16 protein-coding genes are annotated in these 19,552 nt (G+C 38.7%); 8 read left to right on the top strand and 8 right to left on the bottom strand.

Annotated elements, in window-relative coordinates; genetic code table 11:
- Window positions 1-374: 374 nt before the first annotated feature.
- The 3 genes from KIT90_RS27825 to KIT90_RS13220 all read right to left on the bottom strand — a co-directional run bounded on the left by KIT90_RS27825 (window position 375) and on the right by KIT90_RS13220 (window position 2,092).
- Entirely contained in the window at window positions 375-989 is a 615-nt protein-coding gene (locus tag KIT90_RS27825) for a hypothetical protein (RefSeq protein WP_306310050.1), read from the bottom strand.
- Complete coding sequence (locus KIT90_RS27925; protein ID WP_373417685.1) at window positions 986-1,438, bottom strand: hypothetical protein; 453 nt, start codon at window positions 1,436-1,438, stop codon at window positions 986-988. The genes KIT90_RS27825 and KIT90_RS27925 overlap by 4 nt, the downstream gene beginning before the upstream one ends.
- 357 nt (window positions 1,439-1,795) lie before the next feature.
- Entirely contained in the window at window positions 1,796-2,092 is a 297-nt protein-coding gene (locus KIT90_RS13220) for a hypothetical protein (RefSeq protein ID WP_285377052.1), read from the bottom strand.
- Between the two features lie 706 nt (window positions 2,093-2,798).
- Here KIT90_RS13220 and KIT90_RS13215 point away from each other — a divergent pair.
- The 3 genes from KIT90_RS13215 to KIT90_RS13205 all read left to right on the top strand — a co-directional run bounded on the left by KIT90_RS13215 (window position 2,799) and on the right by KIT90_RS13205 (window position 9,038).
- On the top strand, window positions 2,799-8,318 hold the full coding sequence (locus tag KIT90_RS13215) for an SslE/AcfD family lipoprotein zinc metalloprotease (RefSeq protein WP_373417687.1): 5,520 nt from the start codon (window positions 2,799-2,801) through the stop codon (window positions 8,316-8,318).
- A 175-nt stretch (window positions 8,319-8,493) separates the two neighbouring features.
- Window positions 8,494-8,781 (top strand): transposase, encoded by a 288-nt coding sequence (locus tag KIT90_RS13210; protein ID WP_285377051.1) that lies wholly within the window; start codon window positions 8,494-8,496, stop codon window positions 8,779-8,781.
- 8 nt (window positions 8,782-8,789) lie between these two features.
- Window positions 8,790-9,038 (top strand): zinc ribbon domain-containing protein, encoded by a 249-nt coding sequence (locus KIT90_RS13205; RefSeq protein ID WP_373417686.1) that lies wholly within the window; start codon window positions 8,790-8,792, stop codon window positions 9,036-9,038.
- A 486-nt stretch (window positions 9,039-9,524) separates the two neighbouring features.
- Here the strand turns inward: KIT90_RS13205 and KIT90_RS13200 are convergent, their stop codons facing one another.
- Complete coding sequence (locus tag KIT90_RS13200; RefSeq protein WP_285377050.1) at window positions 9,525-10,376, bottom strand: AraC family transcriptional regulator; 852 nt, start codon at window positions 10,374-10,376, stop codon at window positions 9,525-9,527.
- Between the two features lie 112 nt (window positions 10,377-10,488).
- Here KIT90_RS13200 and grxC point away from each other — a divergent pair, with 112 nt between their 5' ends.
- Window positions 10,489-10,809 (top strand): glutaredoxin 3, encoded by a 321-nt coding sequence (grxC, locus tag KIT90_RS13195; protein WP_285377049.1) that lies wholly within the window; start codon window positions 10,489-10,491, stop codon window positions 10,807-10,809.
- Window positions 10,793-11,278, top strand: coding sequence for a YkgB family protein (locus KIT90_RS13190; RefSeq protein ID WP_285377048.1), 486 nt, complete (start codon window positions 10,793-10,795; stop codon window positions 11,276-11,278). The genes grxC and KIT90_RS13190 overlap by 17 nt, the downstream gene beginning before the upstream one ends.
- 920 nt (window positions 11,279-12,198) lie before the next feature.
- Here the strand turns inward: KIT90_RS13190 and KIT90_RS13185 are convergent.
- The 3 genes from KIT90_RS13185 to KIT90_RS13175 form a co-directional block, all read right to left on the bottom strand.
- The gene (locus tag KIT90_RS13185) at window positions 12,199-12,867 is read right to left on the bottom strand and encodes a hypothetical protein (protein ID WP_285377047.1); all 669 of its coding nucleotides are present in this window, start codon (window positions 12,865-12,867) and stop codon (window positions 12,199-12,201) included.
- A 285-nt stretch (window positions 12,868-13,152) separates the two neighbouring features.
- The gene (locus KIT90_RS13180; protein ID WP_285377046.1) at window positions 13,153-13,695 is read right to left on the bottom strand and encodes a thermostable direct hemolysin-family toxin; all 543 of its coding nucleotides are present in this window, start codon (window positions 13,693-13,695) and stop codon (window positions 13,153-13,155) included.
- 521 nt (window positions 13,696-14,216) lie between these two features.
- Window positions 14,217-14,726: a DUF3379 family protein gene (locus KIT90_RS13175; protein WP_285377045.1), complete on the bottom strand. Its 510-nt coding sequence runs from the start codon at window positions 14,724-14,726 to the stop codon at window positions 14,217-14,219.
- 544 nt (window positions 14,727-15,270) lie between these two features.
- On the opposite strand from KIT90_RS13175, the gene KIT90_RS13170 reads away from it, so the two are divergent.
- The 3 genes from KIT90_RS13170 (at window position 15,271) to KIT90_RS13160 (ending at window position 18,506) form a co-directional block, all read left to right on the top strand.
- Window positions 15,271-16,002: a carbonic anhydrase family protein gene (locus KIT90_RS13170; protein ID WP_285377044.1), complete on the top strand. Its 732-nt coding sequence runs from the start codon at window positions 15,271-15,273 to the stop codon at window positions 16,000-16,002.
- 677 nt (window positions 16,003-16,679) lie between these two features.
- Window positions 16,680-17,291: a hypothetical protein gene (locus KIT90_RS13165; RefSeq protein ID WP_285377043.1), complete on the top strand. Its 612-nt coding sequence runs from the start codon at window positions 16,680-16,682 to the stop codon at window positions 17,289-17,291.
- Between the two features lie 588 nt (window positions 17,292-17,879).
- Window positions 17,880-18,506 carry a helix-turn-helix domain-containing protein gene (locus tag KIT90_RS13160; RefSeq protein ID WP_285377042.1) on the top strand — a complete coding sequence of 209 codons (627 nt, stop codon included), beginning with the start codon at window positions 17,880-17,882 and terminating at the stop codon, window positions 18,504-18,506.
- Between the two features lie 33 nt (window positions 18,507-18,539).
- On the opposite strand, the gene KIT90_RS13155 is transcribed toward KIT90_RS13160, so the two are convergent.
- Window positions 18,540-19,460 carry an OmpA family protein gene (locus KIT90_RS13155; RefSeq protein ID WP_285377041.1) on the bottom strand — a complete coding sequence of 307 codons (921 nt, stop codon included), beginning with the start codon at window positions 19,458-19,460 and terminating at the stop codon, window positions 18,540-18,542.
- Window positions 19,461-19,552 lie beyond the last annotated feature (92 nt).

The raw sequence follows: 19,552 nt of genomic DNA, 5'->3' as shown, positions 1-19,552 counted from the left end.
TCAATTCGTATTGTGCCAAACTCTTTATAAGTACCTAGTTCTTTTGAGATAGTTATACGTTCAGACGATAATAAATCACTAACTGAATCAGCCAAGTCTTCAAATCCATAGAGTTCAACATTTTCGTGTTCACTTCGAAGAGTAAGCTTCATAACTCCTTGTTCTTCGGTCCGAGTCGCTGTGAGATTACAAATAAAATCAGGTCTCACACACTCGAATAGCTTCTTATAACTGCTCATATTCCCTCCGAAAACATAACGCCCAATTAAGGTGTGAGCTACGCAACCACAGCACTCAACTTGGACGCCAAAAACACTAAATCTGCCCCAAAACAGAAATGCCAAGCGTGGGGAATCACTCTTAAATTGTTAGCTTTAACCTGATAGCCCCACCAGAATTAACACATAACTATTATGAAAGGCATGAGTTAGGAAAGTGACTTTTGCACCCTCAGATGTAGATACTTTTTGCCACACCTGAAAACCAAGACAAAAGACTACAAACGGGGCAAACGTGAACAAGCCCCACAGTGGATGGCTTAAAGAGTGCAGAACTGAAATAGACAAGGCGACCAAAAAAGCAACCAATAGTATATTTTGCATGAACTTCTGAGCTATCCATATGAGTAGGACTATTAGTATCGTTTCTACAAATGGAGCGAATAGAATCAAACCGAACGCATCAAAAAAGGAAAACGATAAATCCTCATTAGGCGCTTGTTCGGGAAAACCAACTAAAAAATGATACAAACACGCAAAACCAAAGGCAATACAGACACTTAATACCGATGCTTTAAAGCTATATGACATTTTTGAATCATTAATTTCGAATAGGAACATACGTACCCTTTTTAAAGCTAACGCCTTGTTAAGGGTGAGACACGCAATACCTAAGCTTCCGCATACCACCTTAACCACTAAAACTAACGCATAGTAAAAATGCCACACGTGCCGAGTCACTCTTGAACAATTTGTTAGAAGTTTGCTCACCTAGTACTCCGACTTTCCCTTCTCGCATCATGTGGAAAACAGTTTGTGTACGCACGCGCAACATGACTTTTGCCATTGTCATCTATAACTACACATACGAGATTGCACGGATTTCCCAATGCACTCCGCCAATTATGGTGACGCTCTTCATATTCTGATTCAAATTCAACGTAAACGTATGCTGAACTAACCCATTCAAAAGGGATTGAATGTTTTACAAGTAACCCTTGAAACATCTTTGAATAGCGCTCAGCCATGAGGTCAAAGTGGGGGTAATATGGAGCAACCTTTTGGGAGCAAAGGTCTATAGAAACACACTTGCTTTGAAGATGATCTACGAACAGGTATAGCTTACCGATACCCCAATAACCATCGACATCATTGTTTCTACTCCGAAACGAACCAATAATACCGCTTGCGATACTACCTAGTTCTCTCCTACTTCCCATATTTGTTCCTAAAACTTCTAACGCCCTGTTAAGGTGTGAGCAACGCAATATCGAAGCTGCCGCATACCACCTTAAACACTAAAACCAACGCATAGTAAAAATGCCACGCGTTGCGGATCCCTCTTAAACAGTTTGTTAGTCGTGAGGCACCGAGCGACAATTTTAAGCCGGACTAAACTTTGCAAACAACAAACTTTATGTGCTTTGATGCATTTAAGTCAGGCGCAGTCTCAAAGCGGCTATTCAATGAAACCACGTGGAACTTACCACACCAGAGAAAACGCCTTTCAAGCGATGCGCCTGAATAATATACCTGTAGTGTATCAAGAGAAACACCCTGCTGCTGCCTAATGTCGGCTAAGGTTTCGCCGAAGCGATGCTGCGCGTATGCACACCATCGGCGACCTCCCGCCATTGAGATATCGCATCTTCTTCTTTGGTCTTGGCTAAAGCGCATACCAAAGACGGCTTCACCGCACTTTTAAACAGCCCTCGCTCACAAGCAAAGTCCACCGCATAAGCGAAGGCCGGTGTGTTTTCTGTCGGTTGGGTAGGCTCGATAGGAACAATGGGGTTATCTTCAATGATGGGGCTGTAGCCAGCAGAGGTCTGCTTTATTGGTTTCTTCTGCGGTTCGACGAATTTACGATGCATCTCAATATTCTCAATAAACAGATGAACACAGTTTACGCAAATTATCGGTAATAGACTTTAGGTGAAGCGACCAAATACTTAGTGTTTTTATCCTAATTGAATCATCAATATATACGCCCCACACGCAATAAATCATTCAGATAATAAGAAGCAAAAGAAACGAGAAAGAGACGCACAAAAACAAAAAAACCGACGCGAGAGAGTGGCGTCGGTTTCATCGTAGTTCTTTGTGTGTTAACCAGACGGGGGATGTCTGAGCTAACATGATCGACCTTAATATGGTTCATGCTTAGCCACGACTCTTTTCTTTCAAAAATCAGACTTCCATTCTCACTATACTTGGTGATTTGACCAATTCCTCTAGATGAACATATCGCCATTCACACAATATGTTTTCTTCTTAGACTTGTTTCCTTACTTTCCATAGTTGCATTGTTTGGTGCTTCATACACGCTACTGGAGTGATTTAGAATAATCAGATAAAAATTATTGTTCTTTACGACAAGCAATATTGTAAATGCAAATGACTGATTGATGAAACAATACCTATTGTAAATATTTACAATGGAAATCAGATACATTTATGCAAAAGCTTTTACTGACGGGTATTATCTCGTTAACTCTTTCTGGCTGTTTTGAGACAACACTCAGTTCACCCCCCTTACCCGTGACTCCTCCGAGTAACCATACTCCCTCTGTCGAGTCTATCCCAAAATTAACGGCTAACATTGACCGTATAACTACTTATCAGTTGAAAGCAAGTGACAAAGATAACGATGAGCTGAACTATTCACTGCTAAAATCGCCGGATTTTGTGACAATCAGTAGCTCTGGGTTGTTAACACTTAAACCAACACAAGAACATCAAGGAACGCATTCATTTATGGTGGTGGTTTCCGATGGAATTGTGAGTGTTGAGGCATCAGTTAATCTCACGGTTCTTGCTGAACCTACCGCATCATGTCCCGAAGGTAGTACAGACCCAGAGTGTGACAATGATGAAGACTTTGCGCCTAATTTTGCCCCTGTAGTGGAGCTAACTTCACAGATATCGGCCATGGCTGATACAGGAAAAACATATCAGGTTAAAGCGATAGACTATAACGATGATCCGCTCATTTTTTCACTGGAGAATGCGCCATCTTGGGTGTCGATTGATGCGAATGGATTAATGACATTTTCCCCTAAAAAAGCAGATGTGGGAACACACAATGTGATTGTGGTGGTTAGTGATGGAGAGTTTAAAGTCTCATCACGATTACAAGTTATTGTTAAGTTGGCGATGACGCCCGTCGACCCAGATGCAACAAATCATGCACCAGTTGTTGAAGCTATTCCAAACCTTTCTGCTGTTGTCAATAAAGCACTAACTTATCAAGTAAAAGCAACGGACAGTAATAATGACGCATTACAATATAGTCTAGCTTCAGAACCTGAGTTTGTGTCTATTGACAAAAAAGGCTTGATCACGGTTCGTGCAGATAGCAATGACCATGCAGGAACGCATGTGTTTTCTGTGGTGGTGTCCGATGGCACGTTTGATATTGAGCGTCGAGTTCAACTTAAGGTGAGTGTACCAATGACTCCCGTTGATCCCGATATTGTTAATCATCAGCCAACGATCGAAGCGATCGGTCCGATGCTCGTGATTGCGGGCACACCAACCTCTTTTCAAATTAAAGGCGCCGATAAAGATGGCGATAAATTAACGTATTCAACAAGTAATGCTCCGAGCTTTGTCTCGGTAACCTCTTCCGGGTTACTTAAAATTAATCCGATGTCAGCACATGAAGGTGAGCATACTTTCGATGTTAAAGTATCTGATGGCTTTTTGACTGCGATGACGCCTATTAAGTTGACGGTAGAATTACCAACGGCTTCATGCGGTGAAGGTAGTACCGACCCAGAATGTGCATCACCAGACGATGATTTTATCGTCCCACACTATAACGCTACATTAAAATCATCAGGAAAAATCATTTCGGGTGACGTAGTTTGTAATGGTTACTCGCTTGCTGAAAGTGCGATCTTTCCAGTGGATGGAAATGAACCGTTTATTTGTACTCTAGGTTCTGTAGAACTGGGGCATTTTAATCAGGAAGTTCAAGGTGTCTCTCGTTTATACAAAAGTGAATCTCACGACATTGCTTTTGATCTTACGGAGTTACATGGGAACAACGCAACGAAAGTGCTAGAGACGATTTCCGCATGTTCAGGTGGTCAGCAGATTTGTCTACACGAAATTGATAGCTTCGATATATCAGAAGTGTTTAATCAGCTTCACAATAATAGTGCTGTTGAACAATATCTGCAGGCAAAACGAGAAGAGGCGACCGATGATGTTGGAAAAGCCCCAAGTTCTCATCGTGACCCAAACTTAGTGCCAGCAGTATCAGGAGGTAGTAATGATATTAACAGCCATTTTATTTCATCTACCGCAGAAGCTAGCTTAGCTTATAAGCCAAGTGCTGAAGGTCAAGTTTTAACTCGAAGCCAGTTAACCGATGCAAACGGAAAACCGCTTATAGGTGTGAATTATTTCTCTGTCAATGCAACAGGTTTAACCGATAGTAATGGCGAGTTTGAATATCGTTGGGGAGATATTTTAACCTTTGGTATCGATACCTTTGAATTTGGTCAGGTTACTGGCAATCAAGTGAATTACAAACTAACAGATGTTACTGATAATGAAGTGATTAAATCGAACATTCAATCACTCGTTGAACGTTATGCTGGTCGTTCCGATGGTAAGTTTGAAATTACCAAAAACATTCACGATACATTTGCAATGTACCCGAATGCGATTAATGGCTTAATTAATCTTGCTCTTCCTAATGGTGGTAAATTGCCAGGGGCAGATTTTAGTTTACCCAATGAGTTTGAAGCACAGTTTAATCAAGGACTGGTAGCTGAGATTGACCAATTGTTACGTCAACCTGAAGCATTCAATCATTTATGGCGACAACCTCAAGAGTTGTCTTTAGACAGTAGTCAATATGTTACCGAATCACTTAACGCCATTTTCCAAAATGTGAATACATTCCATGTGTTTAATGACAATGGTGCTTTTTATGGTGCTACTGGTTATACGCGTGGCATGCGAGCGTTAAATCTCTCCAACCGAGCTTTTCCTGTGATGATGCCTAGAAAAGACATTAACCGAGAAATTGACTTTGGTGGACAACAAGCGTGGACTCGCGAAGGGCGGCCATATATTGCTCAGTGGCCAGATATTGATATGCCAGCGATCCCAACGGTGAATAAAGACAATGCCACGTTTGGCTTCCCGTTTGTTACAGCAGGAGAGATTGGGCGAGGTAAAATTGTAATGATGGGGAATGGAATGTACCCAAGCATTCTTTCATGCCCAGATAATTACTGGAATAACCGATCTGTTCGAATAGACAGTGCGGCTAAAACATGTACCTCGACTACAGTCGAAAACCCACGGCATGATGATCATGGCAGCATGAAGCAGTTTTTTGCGAATATGTTCCAATGGTTTGTCGAGAATAAACCAACGGAAAGAATGAATGTTGCGACCAATATCGATAAGGCGTATTTTGCTCAGCACAATTCAGCATTAGGTATGGCTTATGATTTCTTTATTGACCCATCGTTTGGTTTTGGGCAGGTAACGAGCGTAACGAAAGGCAGTTTTAGTGCGATTTCAGCCTCTGACACTCCTATTCTTATCCTTCAAGCCTACCCACCAAAACTGGTTCAAGATGGCATGACTAATCAGTTTGTTGCTGACTTAGATAACCCGAACTTGACCCAAGATGATATTACAGCATTGATCCAATATGTTAACGATGGTGGTAACATTCTATTTATGGATGCTATTCAATCAGTTAACCCTGAGCCTATTGGTCGCTTGGCCGATGCTGCCGGGATATCAGTTGGTGGACAAAATGTAACCCCAACCGACCAAGCATTCTGTGGAAGCTCGTACTATTGTCAATCCCCTTCGCCAAACTTGCATGTGAAAGGTGGTTTAGAGATGGTCGTGTTAGAGCGTTTCCAAGATAATGATGGAAAGCAACCGTTCACCGTAAACCAAGATGGCTCTGTTGAATGGATCAAAGATGAGACGAAAATAAAATTTGAGATCCCTACTTATGAAGTTCCCAAATTAACGGCAGAGGGAATTCCTGAACTTGATGCTCAAGGGAAACCAATAATGCAGACCAAACAAGCACGCATTTTTGTTAGTTCTCTAGAAGAGCGAAAAGCAGCTATAGCTGAGCTTGAAGCGGCATTTGTTGGTACTCCTGTATGCAATAATGCTTACGAGTATGAGTTTAACTGTATCGAAACACGTCAAGGCCACGGATATACGGTTCGTGGCGCTTACCATCGTCCGGACTTTGATCGTTATGAGGTAAGTAAAGACGTCATAGAAAGTATGGTTAAAGCAGCAAATCTTGGCTCAAATTTTACCTCTCTGTATAACCATGAGCTTTACTATCGCACCAAAGGTAAACAAGGTGTTCGTTTGTCTGCAGCGGAGCTCAATCAAACCTATGACAACTTATCCATTTGGATGTGGAATGATAACCCTTACCGCTATGAAGAGGGGGTACAAGATGAACTTGGTTTTCAGCAAGCGGTTCAATTCTTAAACTGTTACACAGATGATCAACACCAAGATGATAACGAAGCGGCAAAATGTCCGCTTGATTTGAAAGTGTCTCTTGTGACTAATGACATGATCCATGGGGAAGGAGAACTTAAAGGGCAAATGAACCCAAGTTATCCACTGAATTACATGGAGAAACCGTTAACGCGAATCATGTTAGGTCGTTCATTTTGGGATCATGATATCACGGTTGATACCACTTCATATCCAGGACGAACAACTGGTGTGATCACTAATGGTATGGTGAACATTCAAACTAATGGTAAAGGGGTTACATACTCTGCAGGTAATAACCAATCAACTGGATATTGGGCTCCTCAACTGCAAGAAGTCACAGTGACTGGCGGAGTAAGAGCTTCCATTACGGTGATGATGGCCGATGATTTGACGGGGAAACCAAACCATGAAGTGAGCTTGAAACGCCCTCCTCGCATGGAAATGCATTATGACTACGACGGCGTACGTCAGACATTTAAAGCGCCTTATGGTGGTTTAATTTATATCAAACCTAAAGAACGAGATCTTGGCGAGGTGATATTCAACCTTGAAGGAGTAGAGGTTGCGGCATGGTGGACCGAGGGACAGTGGCGTCATAGCCCTGAGTCATCAACGGCACCAATTGCGGAGGTTGATACTGGTTCATTCATTTACACGACACCCGTGAATAATATTAAGTCCATTGACTTAAATAAATTTGCATTGGATATGAATCGTTTTGCTGACGCTGCCAGTGATTTCTATGGTCGTGATGAAAAAATTGAAGATGGAAACCACCGTCGTTTTACCTATGCAGAGCTTAAAGCATACCGTCATCGTTTTGTTAATGATGTCCAGATTTCTATAGGTGCTGCACACTCCGGTTATCCAGTGATGAACTCAAGTTTCAATGCAGCTAGTACCAATGTTCCAACGAATGCTGTGAATGATTGGTTGTTGTGGCATGAAGTGGGACATAACCTAGCATCAGCACCATTCAATGCCCCAGGCAGTACAGAAGTGACGAACAACTTGTTAGCGCTCTATATGCAGGAACTAGAAGGACGTAATGACCATCCTCGAATGGATCGCATTATTTTCGATATTCAAAAAGCACCATTATGGCTTGAAGAGAACTCAGGTCATGCTTGGTCTCACGGTGACGCTGGTATGCGTTTGGTGATGTTTGGCCAACTTAAATTGTGGGCAAAATCTCATTTTAAAATTGATGATTGGTATAACAATGGTGACGTTAAGCCCGACATTTACGGTACTGATGAAGGTTGGAATATGTTCAAACTGATGCATCGAAAAGCTCGAGGCGATAATCAAGGTGACAATAATGGGATTAACTACTGCAGTTCTCTGGATACTGGCCTATCAAATGGTGATCTTATGATGGTATGTAGTTCGTACGTGTCCGGTTATGACTTGAGTGACTTCTTTACGGCTTGGAATGTGGGCGAGATCTCAACAACTAATCCAGATGGAACGAAAGTGTATGATGGTGGTATTACTTCAAAAGGACTTAGCATGCTGAGTGAACTTAATTTGAATAAACCACAAAATAGTCCAATAGATATTGATTCACTTAGCGATGGAATCTAAGCGAGTATTTTATCGGGTTTAAAAAGGACTGAACGTGTAAACGTTCGGTCCTTTCCGTTAATCATTCATTAATGAATTGACAACATTATTGATTAACGCTTTTACTTCATTTCGAGGCTTGTCGAAACCGAAATTCAACCGTTATCAATGGTGAGCAAGACCGTTGGTGTTTACGGTGGTCAAATCACTTACTGCTTGTTCGGATGGTGTGGTGTTAAACAATCCCAAATACACCAAGCAGTACGAGAAGAAGCTTGCTAAAGCGCAACGTAAACTTTCAAAGAAAGTGAAAGGTTCTAATAATTTCAATATACAACGCCTCATCGTGACAAAGATCCACGAGAAGATTACACATTGCCATGTTGATTTCACGCATAAAATGACAACAAAACAGATAAACGAAAACCAAGTGATCTGTACCGAGTTATTGCCAGTTAAAAACATGTTTAAAAACAAAAACTAGCAAAAGCTATTAGTGATACAAACTTTGGCGAAATCGTCAGGCCGCTTGAATACAAAGCTGCTTGGTATAATCGAACCGTGTCTAAGATTGACCAGTGGTTCCCAAGCTCTAAGTTGTGTGCTTGTTGTGGCGTTGTGTATCACGACAAGTGGTCGCTTGCTATTCGTGAATGGCGATGCGATTGCGGTTCTGTAAACGACAGGGATTTGAATGCCGCTAACAATATCCACATCGAAGGGTTACGTTTAGCAGCATAAGTATTAGTGGTGGTAGGGACTACCAACAAGTTAAACACCTGTAAGAGGCAATGTAAGCCGACTCGATTTTAGTAATAGAGCGCATGTCGCCGACGACAGCGATCCCCCCCTCCCCCTATTAGTCGATGCTTCTAATTTCGTTAGCCGTTGATCGATAGTATCGAGGCTTACGCCGCTTCGATAAACAGAGGCGACCGTCCAACCACCTTTAATACCTCAATAATATCGTCGGGCAAAGTCATCGACTAATTAAACAAAAGATCGTTCAGGTACAGAGATGAAAATCGGCAGAGGGTGCTACTGCTACCATGTCGCACCAGAAGGCTTGTTCCAATAAAACGGGGAGAAGTTGGCGATTTAAGTTTGCCAGTTTGAGAGAGCTTTTACGCAATCACAGCATAATTGAGTTTGGAATTCAGCGTGCCAGCGTCTAATGAAAACTTTACAAAAAACCTTGTTATTATCTGTATATAGAGCAATACCGAGTTATCGTTGCGATCTGAAACGCTTGGGGGTTGTGCCTGTATACTTTTTAAAGGTCAGTGTAAAAGCGCGCTCCGATCCATAGCCAACTCGCTCAGCCACTCCATCAATCGACAACAACGATTCACGCAAGAGTTCTTGCGCCCTTCCCATCCTTAGAATAGTTAAGTATTCAAACATCGGTTGTCCAACTAAAGTTGAAAAGCGGCTAGCAAACGCAGCGCGCGACATACCAATCTCGCCTGCAACCAACTCCAACGTCCAACTCTTGTCAGGATGGTCATGCAACAGTTTCAGAGCTCGAGAAATACGTTTGTCGTTCAACGCTTCTAAAAATGGGATTTTTTGCTCTCTCCCAAAATTAATTCGGATCAGTTCGACCAAGATAATTTCGGTCAGCTTATTGACGATCAACTCCGAACCTGGCCCTTGAGATAGGTACTCTGAACTCAATTGGTCAAAAGTGCTTCGCAACCAAGAATATTGCGCTAAGTCTTTATCACGCACTATCGACACCCGAGGAAATATCTCCAATATCGGCGTCGTCACTGTTTGTGTATAACTAAAAGAACCACAAAGTAAAAGCGTTGGTTCTTTTAAGTGTGACTGGTCTCTATCCGGAGATTGACTCGACAATTCATGGTCTTGTCCTGGACCTAAGAAGATCAAATCTCCCGCGTCCAATCGTTCGACCTGACCATCAATAATCGCCCAACAACCACCGCGGCGAATCAAATGAAAACTGGCATGATCTAGGTCACTAAAGGTTTTACTCCACGGAGCTTCCACTTGACTGCAAAAGTAGACACTGCCGGCTACACGAATGGCGCGCAGCATGTCGCTCATAACTTCCATATTTATTCATCCCTAATTAGACGATCTATGTATTAATTAAATACTATCATGCATAGATAGTATGCACCGCAACAGTTAAATTAGCCACATAGACAACAAGCGGAGAAACACCATGGCAAAAATCGAAATCTATACCAAACACTACTGCCCTCATTGCATCGCCGCAAAGCACACTTTAAAGCATTTGGGTTTAATGTATCGAGAAATTGAAGTCAGTGATAACCCAACACGACTAAACGAGATGAAGAATCGCAGCCAACAACTAACTGTTCCACAGCTTTTTGTCGGTGACCACCATGTTGGCGGAAATGATGATTTAGTAGCCAGCATCAGAAATGGTGATTTTGAACAGATATTAAAGCACCAAGGCATCAGCATATCGTCAAACAACGAAAAAAATGATAAGGAGCAACACCATGACAACTCTCAATAATACCGTCGATCATCGAGTAGCAGGTACACTGTCACTGACCAACATTTCTAACCAAGCAGTACGTTTTTCTATCATCATCGTCCTAGCATGGATCGGAGCAATGAAGTTTACCAGCTACGAAGCAAATGCAATCCAAGGTCTTGTAGAATCAAGCCCTCTGACTAGTTGGTTGTACAGTATCTTCAGCTTGCAAGGTGCTTCTAACCTTATCGGTTTGGTTGAAGTCACCACCGCGGTTGTTTTGTTGCTCTCACCAGTGCATCGCATGTTTGCACTAGTCGGAGCTGCTAGCGCAACGGTTATCTTTGCAGTTACAACAAGCTTTCTATTTACCGCGCCCGTCAGCGAAGCAAGCTTAGGAGGCTTCCCTGCAATCTCTGTTGTTCCTGGCCAATTTCTCTTAAAAGACATAGTATTGCTTGCGACGGCGCTATCCTTACTAGCAAAAGTTTTACGACACGAAAGTTAATCACGGTCATTAAACAGATATAATCAGCTCAACAATAAAAAGGGCTTCGACTCTAATGCCGTTCTTCTAAGGTGGACGGCATTGTTTTCTAGGATATTACTTTGGCTTTTTTCATCATAAATCTAGTTCTGATTTGAGGAGCATTGGCTAAGGCTGAACGCTTAGGGCCTTTGAGATTCTATTCTTGTGGGTGATACGGCGCCGCCTCATACATTGAGAAAGGTTAAATGCAACGCAAATATGCAATGAAAAAGTAGCTAATACTCGTGCTGATTTTCAACACAAACTCTTCGAACTCTCGTTGACAAAAACCAAGCGGTCATAACTGAGGTATTGAAATCAGCAAACATGATGAAAGCCACAAGCTAGTTAATTTCCGCACAAACACCCAACCGCAGGAAGAATTCAACTATTCAATACAATAGAAGACATAAAATCGATAGGTGTAGTTTTGTGGTTACCCCTGAAAAGATAGCCTTTTCCCACTAGTTTAAAGGGGGTTTAATATAAGATACAGCACAAATTAGCAATGAAACCGTTTACTCCATCGGGTTAGAAGATCGAAGAGTAAGAGGGAAATATATTAAGTACGATTCACTCTTTTTTCAAGGACAACGAACAACGCGAATATTCGCCAATGGAAGAAAAATTTACTTTAATTTCTAAAGGTAATAATTAGATGTATATAGAAATTCTTCACTTAACGTTTAAGATTCAACTTAAATAAAATAAAACTTTTTAATAACAACTACGCGATCCAACTGTTATATCGAACCGCGTATTAACTCTATCAGCAAGCGTATAATACTTATATTAACCCTGCCAAAATATCTGAAAAGATATGAATTTTATATTTGTATTTAGATTAAAAATACAATTTATCTAGGCATTAATCCTTAATTTATATCTTATAATCACTACTAAATACTATTCAAAACTGGTTTACTAGTTAGTCCGTAAATGCTATTTGCAATCGAGTTGATAAGTGTTAGATATTCCATTGCTTGCAACGAGTCTTCATTACACGCGCCAACCGTCATGGCGATTTGGTTTGCAGTCAATGCAGTCACTGCTGACCCCATAATAGTTTGAAGGGCAACGTTTGTATAATGATAGTTTATAACTTCAGGGGATATAACGCCGGCGTTAGCAATCGCTTTAGCATAACTGCTAATAGAACTTATTGCACCATTCATATTGATCCTTGCAGCATCGATAGATAAGCTACATTCTCGACCTAAGTTGTTATTAGAAAACGCTCGTTCAGATACAAACAACTGTTGGCTAGTATTAATGTAATCATTCAGCACTACTGTCGCTTGCATTTTAGCAGTTGGGCGTTCTGATTGCATTAATTGTGATGCTAACTCAACAGTAGCAATCATATCTTGAGCTAATTGTTCATTATTATCAAACGCGACAACATTATCAGCTTCAGATCTAGCGATGTAAAACATCTCGTCACTATTCGGTTGTGATTGTGACACAGGAACCGGATGCAATTGTGACGCGGATGCTGATGCAAATACTGATGCTGATGCTGATGCTGATGCAATTATTACAAGGGATGACAATATTTTTTTATTCATGAAGCAATCCTTTTGGATATTAATTTCCGTTAATGATAGATATATTCCTTTTAGGCATTGTAGTGTATCTGAAAATAGATCCAGACAATTCCTCTCCACTAACCAGCCTATCGAAACTATACAATAGCCCTTAATGTATATGACAATTATTTTCTAAAAAAAAACCTATGCAACACACAAAAAACAGTGGGTTACATTTATGAAAGCGATTAACTCAACTTATTGACCTGTCATCTAACTTAAAGAGCGAAAAGTCGCTCTTTAAGTTAGGATCATTAATATAGATTAGTGCTGCGTTAAGCAGTCACTAAGAGTAGTCCTATCGGAAACACATAAGACGACAACAGTACCAGAACCACTATCGAAAGTTTCGGAAGAAACAAAGTAGTCTGGGGTTTCATCAATCACTGTATAATTGGGGGTACTAGTCTGTTTCCCAACAAACCTAGAGACAGAAGAAAAGTCCTTATCGACTGAACCTTTAGAGATATTGGTGTATACCACCGATGAGAAATTTTTATAACCAGAAATCGCCCCCATTGTATAGTCCGTTCCATTTACACTTACAGTCATAAACGCTGACAACCACTTTTCCCCTCCAGTCGACATTATTGACTGCTTCCTTACCGAACTAAAAGGTACTCTTTTTACCGTACGATTACTCCAAAAATCATCAACTTCTACATGTACTGAGTCCGTGACATCTCTTACAACGAACAATATTTCATCAGATCCGGGAGCAGGGAATGGAATGTCAGGCAGATCTAAAGCTAATGATTGAAATGATATTGTTGTAGCAAAAGTTGCAAGCAAAACATGCTTATTCATATGACTTCCTTATTGATTTGAATGGGTCATATAATTAGAAAGAAAAACTAGAGATTACATTTCAAAAATTTTTTTATCGATCAGATAAATAATAGCTATTATATGAAGGGTTCTTTAATGACTTTAAGTCATAAAATGTCACAAATAATGCTTTACCTATTTATAACAACTCAACTACATAATATTAAACTTTTTCACTTTACACTGGTTATTTTGATTAGAGACATACGTCACGTTCTGAAGCGAAATATTTAGAAAAGAAGGATAAGATGAATTTTTAAAATAGATATTGGTTAAATATAAGCTAATCATTGTATAGGTAATTTTATAACAGCATGCTTTAATCGAAGAAAATATAAAAATCGAAGCCATCTCAAAGAGAGTCAATTAATTAGTTAAGTGCTAAGACTAGTTAATGTATTTATGATTATATTAAGAATAACATGAAAAAGATGATTTACAAATTATAGATTAATCTCATTAAAATTAAGTAATAATTTTCGTTTTAAATCTGATAAATACTATTTTATCTTTTCAGCTGTTGTTATTATTACATCCGCAACGTTTTCTAGATCTTCATTTTTGTTGCCAATCAAGACAATACTTAATTCACCAAACGGCATTGTAAACCCCTTTCGTTCTCCTTTATTGGTATGAAACGATTCTTCACTGGTCGAATTTGTTAAGAAAAAGCTAATATCACCATATTTTCCCTGAAATATCATATAAAAAGCCCCCACTCCGCCAAAACCACAATGATTCAAGTAACGAACTTCATAAGGAAAATCCTCTGAAATTTTGTAATTAAAAGGGTACATTTTAGCGTTAATGTGACGAATCGATACGTCTTCATCTATCCCCATCACAAATTCATGATCTCTTATAACGCGTTGTAATGCTGTATCTGCGATACCTGCATTCGCGCTAACAAGCATGAAATTATTCCAGTTGACTTGAGAGGTGAATATCCCCAAAAAAAAAGAAATAGACAAAATTTTTAATGTGTGAGTCTTAATAACGTTTCTTTTCATCTTATAAAAAACCACCCTAACTAAAAAACAGTGCATATTTTACAACAAATTTTTTTGTTATAATGTGATTTTTATGCACACTCAAGAAATAAAAATTAACTCATAAAGAAGAAACAACACATATTAAAATTGAAAAATAAACATTTTTTTTATAAAAATGAGATTTGCCATCCCAAGATCTTTGTCCAACTTAAACTAAAATATAAATCTCTCTTTATATCTCAATGTTCTAGTTTCCCTCTCCCCATTCTTTGGATTAATAATTTTCTTCTTTGCAATCTTCAATCCGAGTTTTAGAACGTATGATTTATCTACACTAATATCAAAAGAACCCCTTCCTCTTTTCATAAAGATCAATTCCATTCTTAAGGAAAAATGAATAAAAAATTCAGGTTATATTCATAATCCTTACCTAGTATACGATAAAACCTTTTCACTTTAGCAAACAAAGGTTTCTACGTTTCTATCTTTTGATAATGCTAAATAAATTTATTGATTTCAGAGCTGGTGCAATATCTGCTCACTTAAAAAGGATATTATTCTAATGAATAAAACTGATAGCGCTCGACGTAGCCTTCTTAAAGGTTCGGTGATGGGCGCGAGTTTGTTAGCTCTAGGTGGAGCAACCGCATTTCTTAACCCATCCATTACTTACGCAGCTTCACTAAGCCAAGAAACACGTGATGCCATGAGTCCGGATGATGTGGTCGCCTTTTTGAAACAAGGCAATGATAGATTCATCAACAACAAGCCCTTAAAGCACGACTATAAAGCACAAAAACAAGCGAGTAAAGACGGTCAATATCCCGCTGCTGTGATATTGAGTTGCATTGACTCAAGAGCTCCTGCCGAAATTATTTTAGATTCTGGAATTGGAGATGTGTTTAATAGTCGTGTTGCTGGTAATGTATCTAACGCAGATATTTTGGGTAGCATGGAGTTTGCTTGCGCTATAGCAGGAGCAAAATTAGTGATGGTTCTTGGACATACAAAATGTGGGGCAGTGAAAGGAGCAATTGCGAAAGCAAAACTCGAGCATCTCACGGGTTTATTGGAAAAAATAACGCCAGCTATACGAAAAACAAATTATCTCGGTAAACGAGAAGCAGATAACTATGACTTTGTAGATGCAGTCGCTCGCACCAATGTAACACTAACACTAAATGAAATTCGGGAGAAAAGTAAAACCTTGAGCGAGCTAGAAAAACAAGGGGCGATTAAGTTAGTTGGAGCAATGTACGATATATCAACAGGAAAAATTGATTTTATATCATAACTGACTGAATAAAAGCCCATATTTTTATCGGGCTTTTATTACTCAAAAGCCTAATATGACTGGAATTACCTTAAATCAATGAATTCTAATGTTACCCTCACAAAGATAAAGGCACATTAGAATGAGGATATTTTTTAAAGAAAATTAACTCTAACCTTCTCCCAACCTCTTTTCTGTCATCCTCATTAATAAAAATGCAATAATTGACGACTACACATCAACAAACACAATAGAATCAATAGTTTAAAATTAAGTTCTGTGGGAGTTATGGAGATAAAAAACTGTAATTAATTAAAACTAATCCGGACTCTTTCGTTAATACTTTATCTATTTATAAAATTTATTAATCTTTTAGTAACGACAATTTTTTTTTGTTAAATATATCATTTGTTTACTAATAGAACTTTGATATAAAATAACTCAAAACAAAAACATTAACTGTTCAAACATAAAATAGATAACCGTTAATAAATAATAATTATTTAAAAGTCAACCCTTAAAAGTTTAGTCATATGTACGAATCTCTTACTGATAGAATAACTTCATACCCAAACTCTATTAATTTTCTGACTTGGGGCTATTTTTATTTTTCGAATATAGAACTTAACTTAAAGTCAAGTGATATTCGATCAATTTTTATTAATTATGTCGTGGTCGTAAAAGTCAAAGAAAAAATCGTGTATAGCGAAAACTCAACTGAAAAGGAATCTCGATCTTCTATTTTCTCTTTTTCAGGAAACATTGATGTTAAAATCAACGAAAATGATAAAGTCGTCATCATTAATACAGACATATTTTCCGGTTTTTGTGAAGTAAATAAAGTTGAGGGTATCATAACGAACCAATACAGTGACTTTATATCAGATTTGTTCGATCAGATCTCAAAGCCAGAGGAGCAGGTCAATGAGATTCTCGCTATTGTAAACCTTTCCATGATTCAACTAAAAAAGAATGACAGTAAACTGCCAATAAATAAGTTAATAAGAATAATTAAGGAAAACATGAAAGATCGAGATTTCGATCTAGATGCACTTTGCGAAAAGGCCTTTGTATCAAGGAGAAAATGTCAATACATTTTCTCAAATCACGACACTACGTTTTATGCAGAATTGAAAAAAGCTAGGGTAGAAAATATCAGGTTTGAAGTGATAGCAGATAGCGGTAGTGGAACGTTAGAAAGTTACGTGTCCAAATCTGGATTCAAAAACATCGCTAGCGCGAATAAATCGTTCAACGAAATTGTAGGACAGAAGCTCAGGGAATTTATAAAATCCCAAAGAACAACGTGATCACACGGCTTCTATTCCAACTTAACCTAAAGGTTGGAATATCCTTCACTGCTCTTAGCTGTAAGCTTACATTCCGACTGTAACTCAAAAAATCAGTTTCTCCCTAGGGCCATCAACTAATATCTTGAAAGATTTGTACTAGTTCAGGAGTGCGTAGTATGATACCGTAATGGGCAAGAACTAAAGAAAAATTCTCAAGTTACTACACCCTAACGACACCTTAAACATTTACACATAACTTGCCTTTATAAAACAATTTCGTTCATATCTCATTACAAATCACTCCAAGTTAGCAGATCCAATCCTTACTAAAGCTTAATAATTAAATAAAAAAAACATAACAAAGATAACAATCGTGTCGACAATAAGATTCTATTGAACATTGAAACAATGACTGTAATATCAACGTCAATAACGAAAGGAGTCCCTTATTTTTCGCAATGGAATGGAATTAATTATAAATTATCATTCTGGTAGAAAGGCTTGATAACTTACTTTGAAAAGTTAAATCTAGAAAGTACAGCGTTAAGTTCATTAGTACATGATGACAATATCCTGTATTTTTCTGGGTATATTAAAAGAGATGGTATGGAGCACAACATAAATGAACCTATCATTTATGTTGTGTATAATTCGAAAAAGCAAATTTCATTAGAAAATGATATTCGAAACGTTGATTTAAGCGAAAGCACTCAAGTTGTATGTATAGGAAAAAAGACTCTGGAAAAATCTGTTATTGACACCGAGTCTTTTATACAAAAAAAACCTATTTATAATGGTGTTATAACCGACGTTTTCAAATCGATATCTGTAAAAAACAACAACACAATCTATGAAATTTATGCAATTACTAACTTGGTCCTGGCTAGTTCTATCCTCACTCAAAAACCAAAAGACCTAGATTACGAGAGGATTATATTAGCGATAAAAGAAAATGCATGTGATGAAGAATATAATTTAGACAAACTCTGCAAACACGTTTTTATGTCGAGAAGAAAGGTGCAGTACGTACTTAAAGAACACGACACTTCCTTTCTTGTAGAGCTTAACAATTGTAGGTTAGACAATCTTAACACCATTCTACTTACAACAAAAAATGTAAAGATAGATAAAGCCGCTATTACAGCGGGGTTTAAAAATGCGAGCAGTGCGAATAGATTGCTTAAAAAGAGAACGGGGTCTAGTATATCTGCGATGTACAAAAATCTACTATAAAAAGAGTCGGCTTATGCCGACTCTTTCATTTCATTAATTCCCGATCACGATTTCAACTCGACGGTTATAAGCTCGACCAGCCTCTGTATCGTTACTCATCATTGGCTCTTTAGCTCCCATCCCAACAATAGTTAGCCTCGAGTTATCAATCCCTTTGGCTTCTAAAAAGTCTGCAATCGACTTCGCTCTCATGTAAGACAATTCCTGATTGTATACATCAGAACCAACACTGTCAGTATGACCAGTTATAGAGATAGACGACTCTTCATGCTCACGAGCAAAAGCCAAAACCGTATCTAACGCTGAGTTTGAAACCAATTCACTTGAACCAAATTCAAACAGTACTTTATCTGATAATGTAAATGACGTTACTTGCTTCTCTACTACTTTTTCTACAACTTGAGTAATAACCTGTGGTTTTGCTTCCTTACCGAATTGATATTCCAATCCCCAAACCACTTGAATTAACTCTGCTTCAGAGTGGTTTCTCATCTCCAAAGCGTCATAATAATCTACGCCTAGCTTCGTACTAACGGCATGATTTAATCGGTATGATAAGCCAGCGCCGAGTGTCGTAGACAAACCACCACTTCCCGCTTCACCAATAGGAGAAGTAACACCAACCTTACCATACATAGAAAGATCATCACTTAAGTTTATCGTACCTTTAATACCTAACGACCCTAAATGAATATCACGATCTTCATGTACATATTGCATGAAGTCGTAGCTCGTATAGTAGCCAAAGTTATCATTTACATTATAACCGGCTTCCAACTTTGAACTAAATGCGCGAGATTTTTCTTCGTGGTTAACATTCCTTTGTTGCAAATTTAGTTCACCCGCACCTAAACCTGCACCAACCCAAAAACCCGACGGGTTACTTTCATCTTGTGCCATCACTGCTGCACATAAAAAAAGAGGTACCACTGCTATAATTTTTGATAGGTTCATCAAATTACCTTAACCCTATGATTGTTTTGGTTTTTATTAAAATCTGAAGAAAAGCTGCTGTCCTAAATAGCAGCTTCTCTATTATTTAATTA

It is taken from the genome of Vibrio sp. B172a (assembly GCF_030248355.1).
Classification (GTDB): Bacteria; Pseudomonadota; Gammaproteobacteria; order Enterobacterales; family Vibrionaceae; genus Vibrio; species Vibrio owensii.
This window is presented reverse-complemented; position numbering and strand designations above follow the sequence as displayed.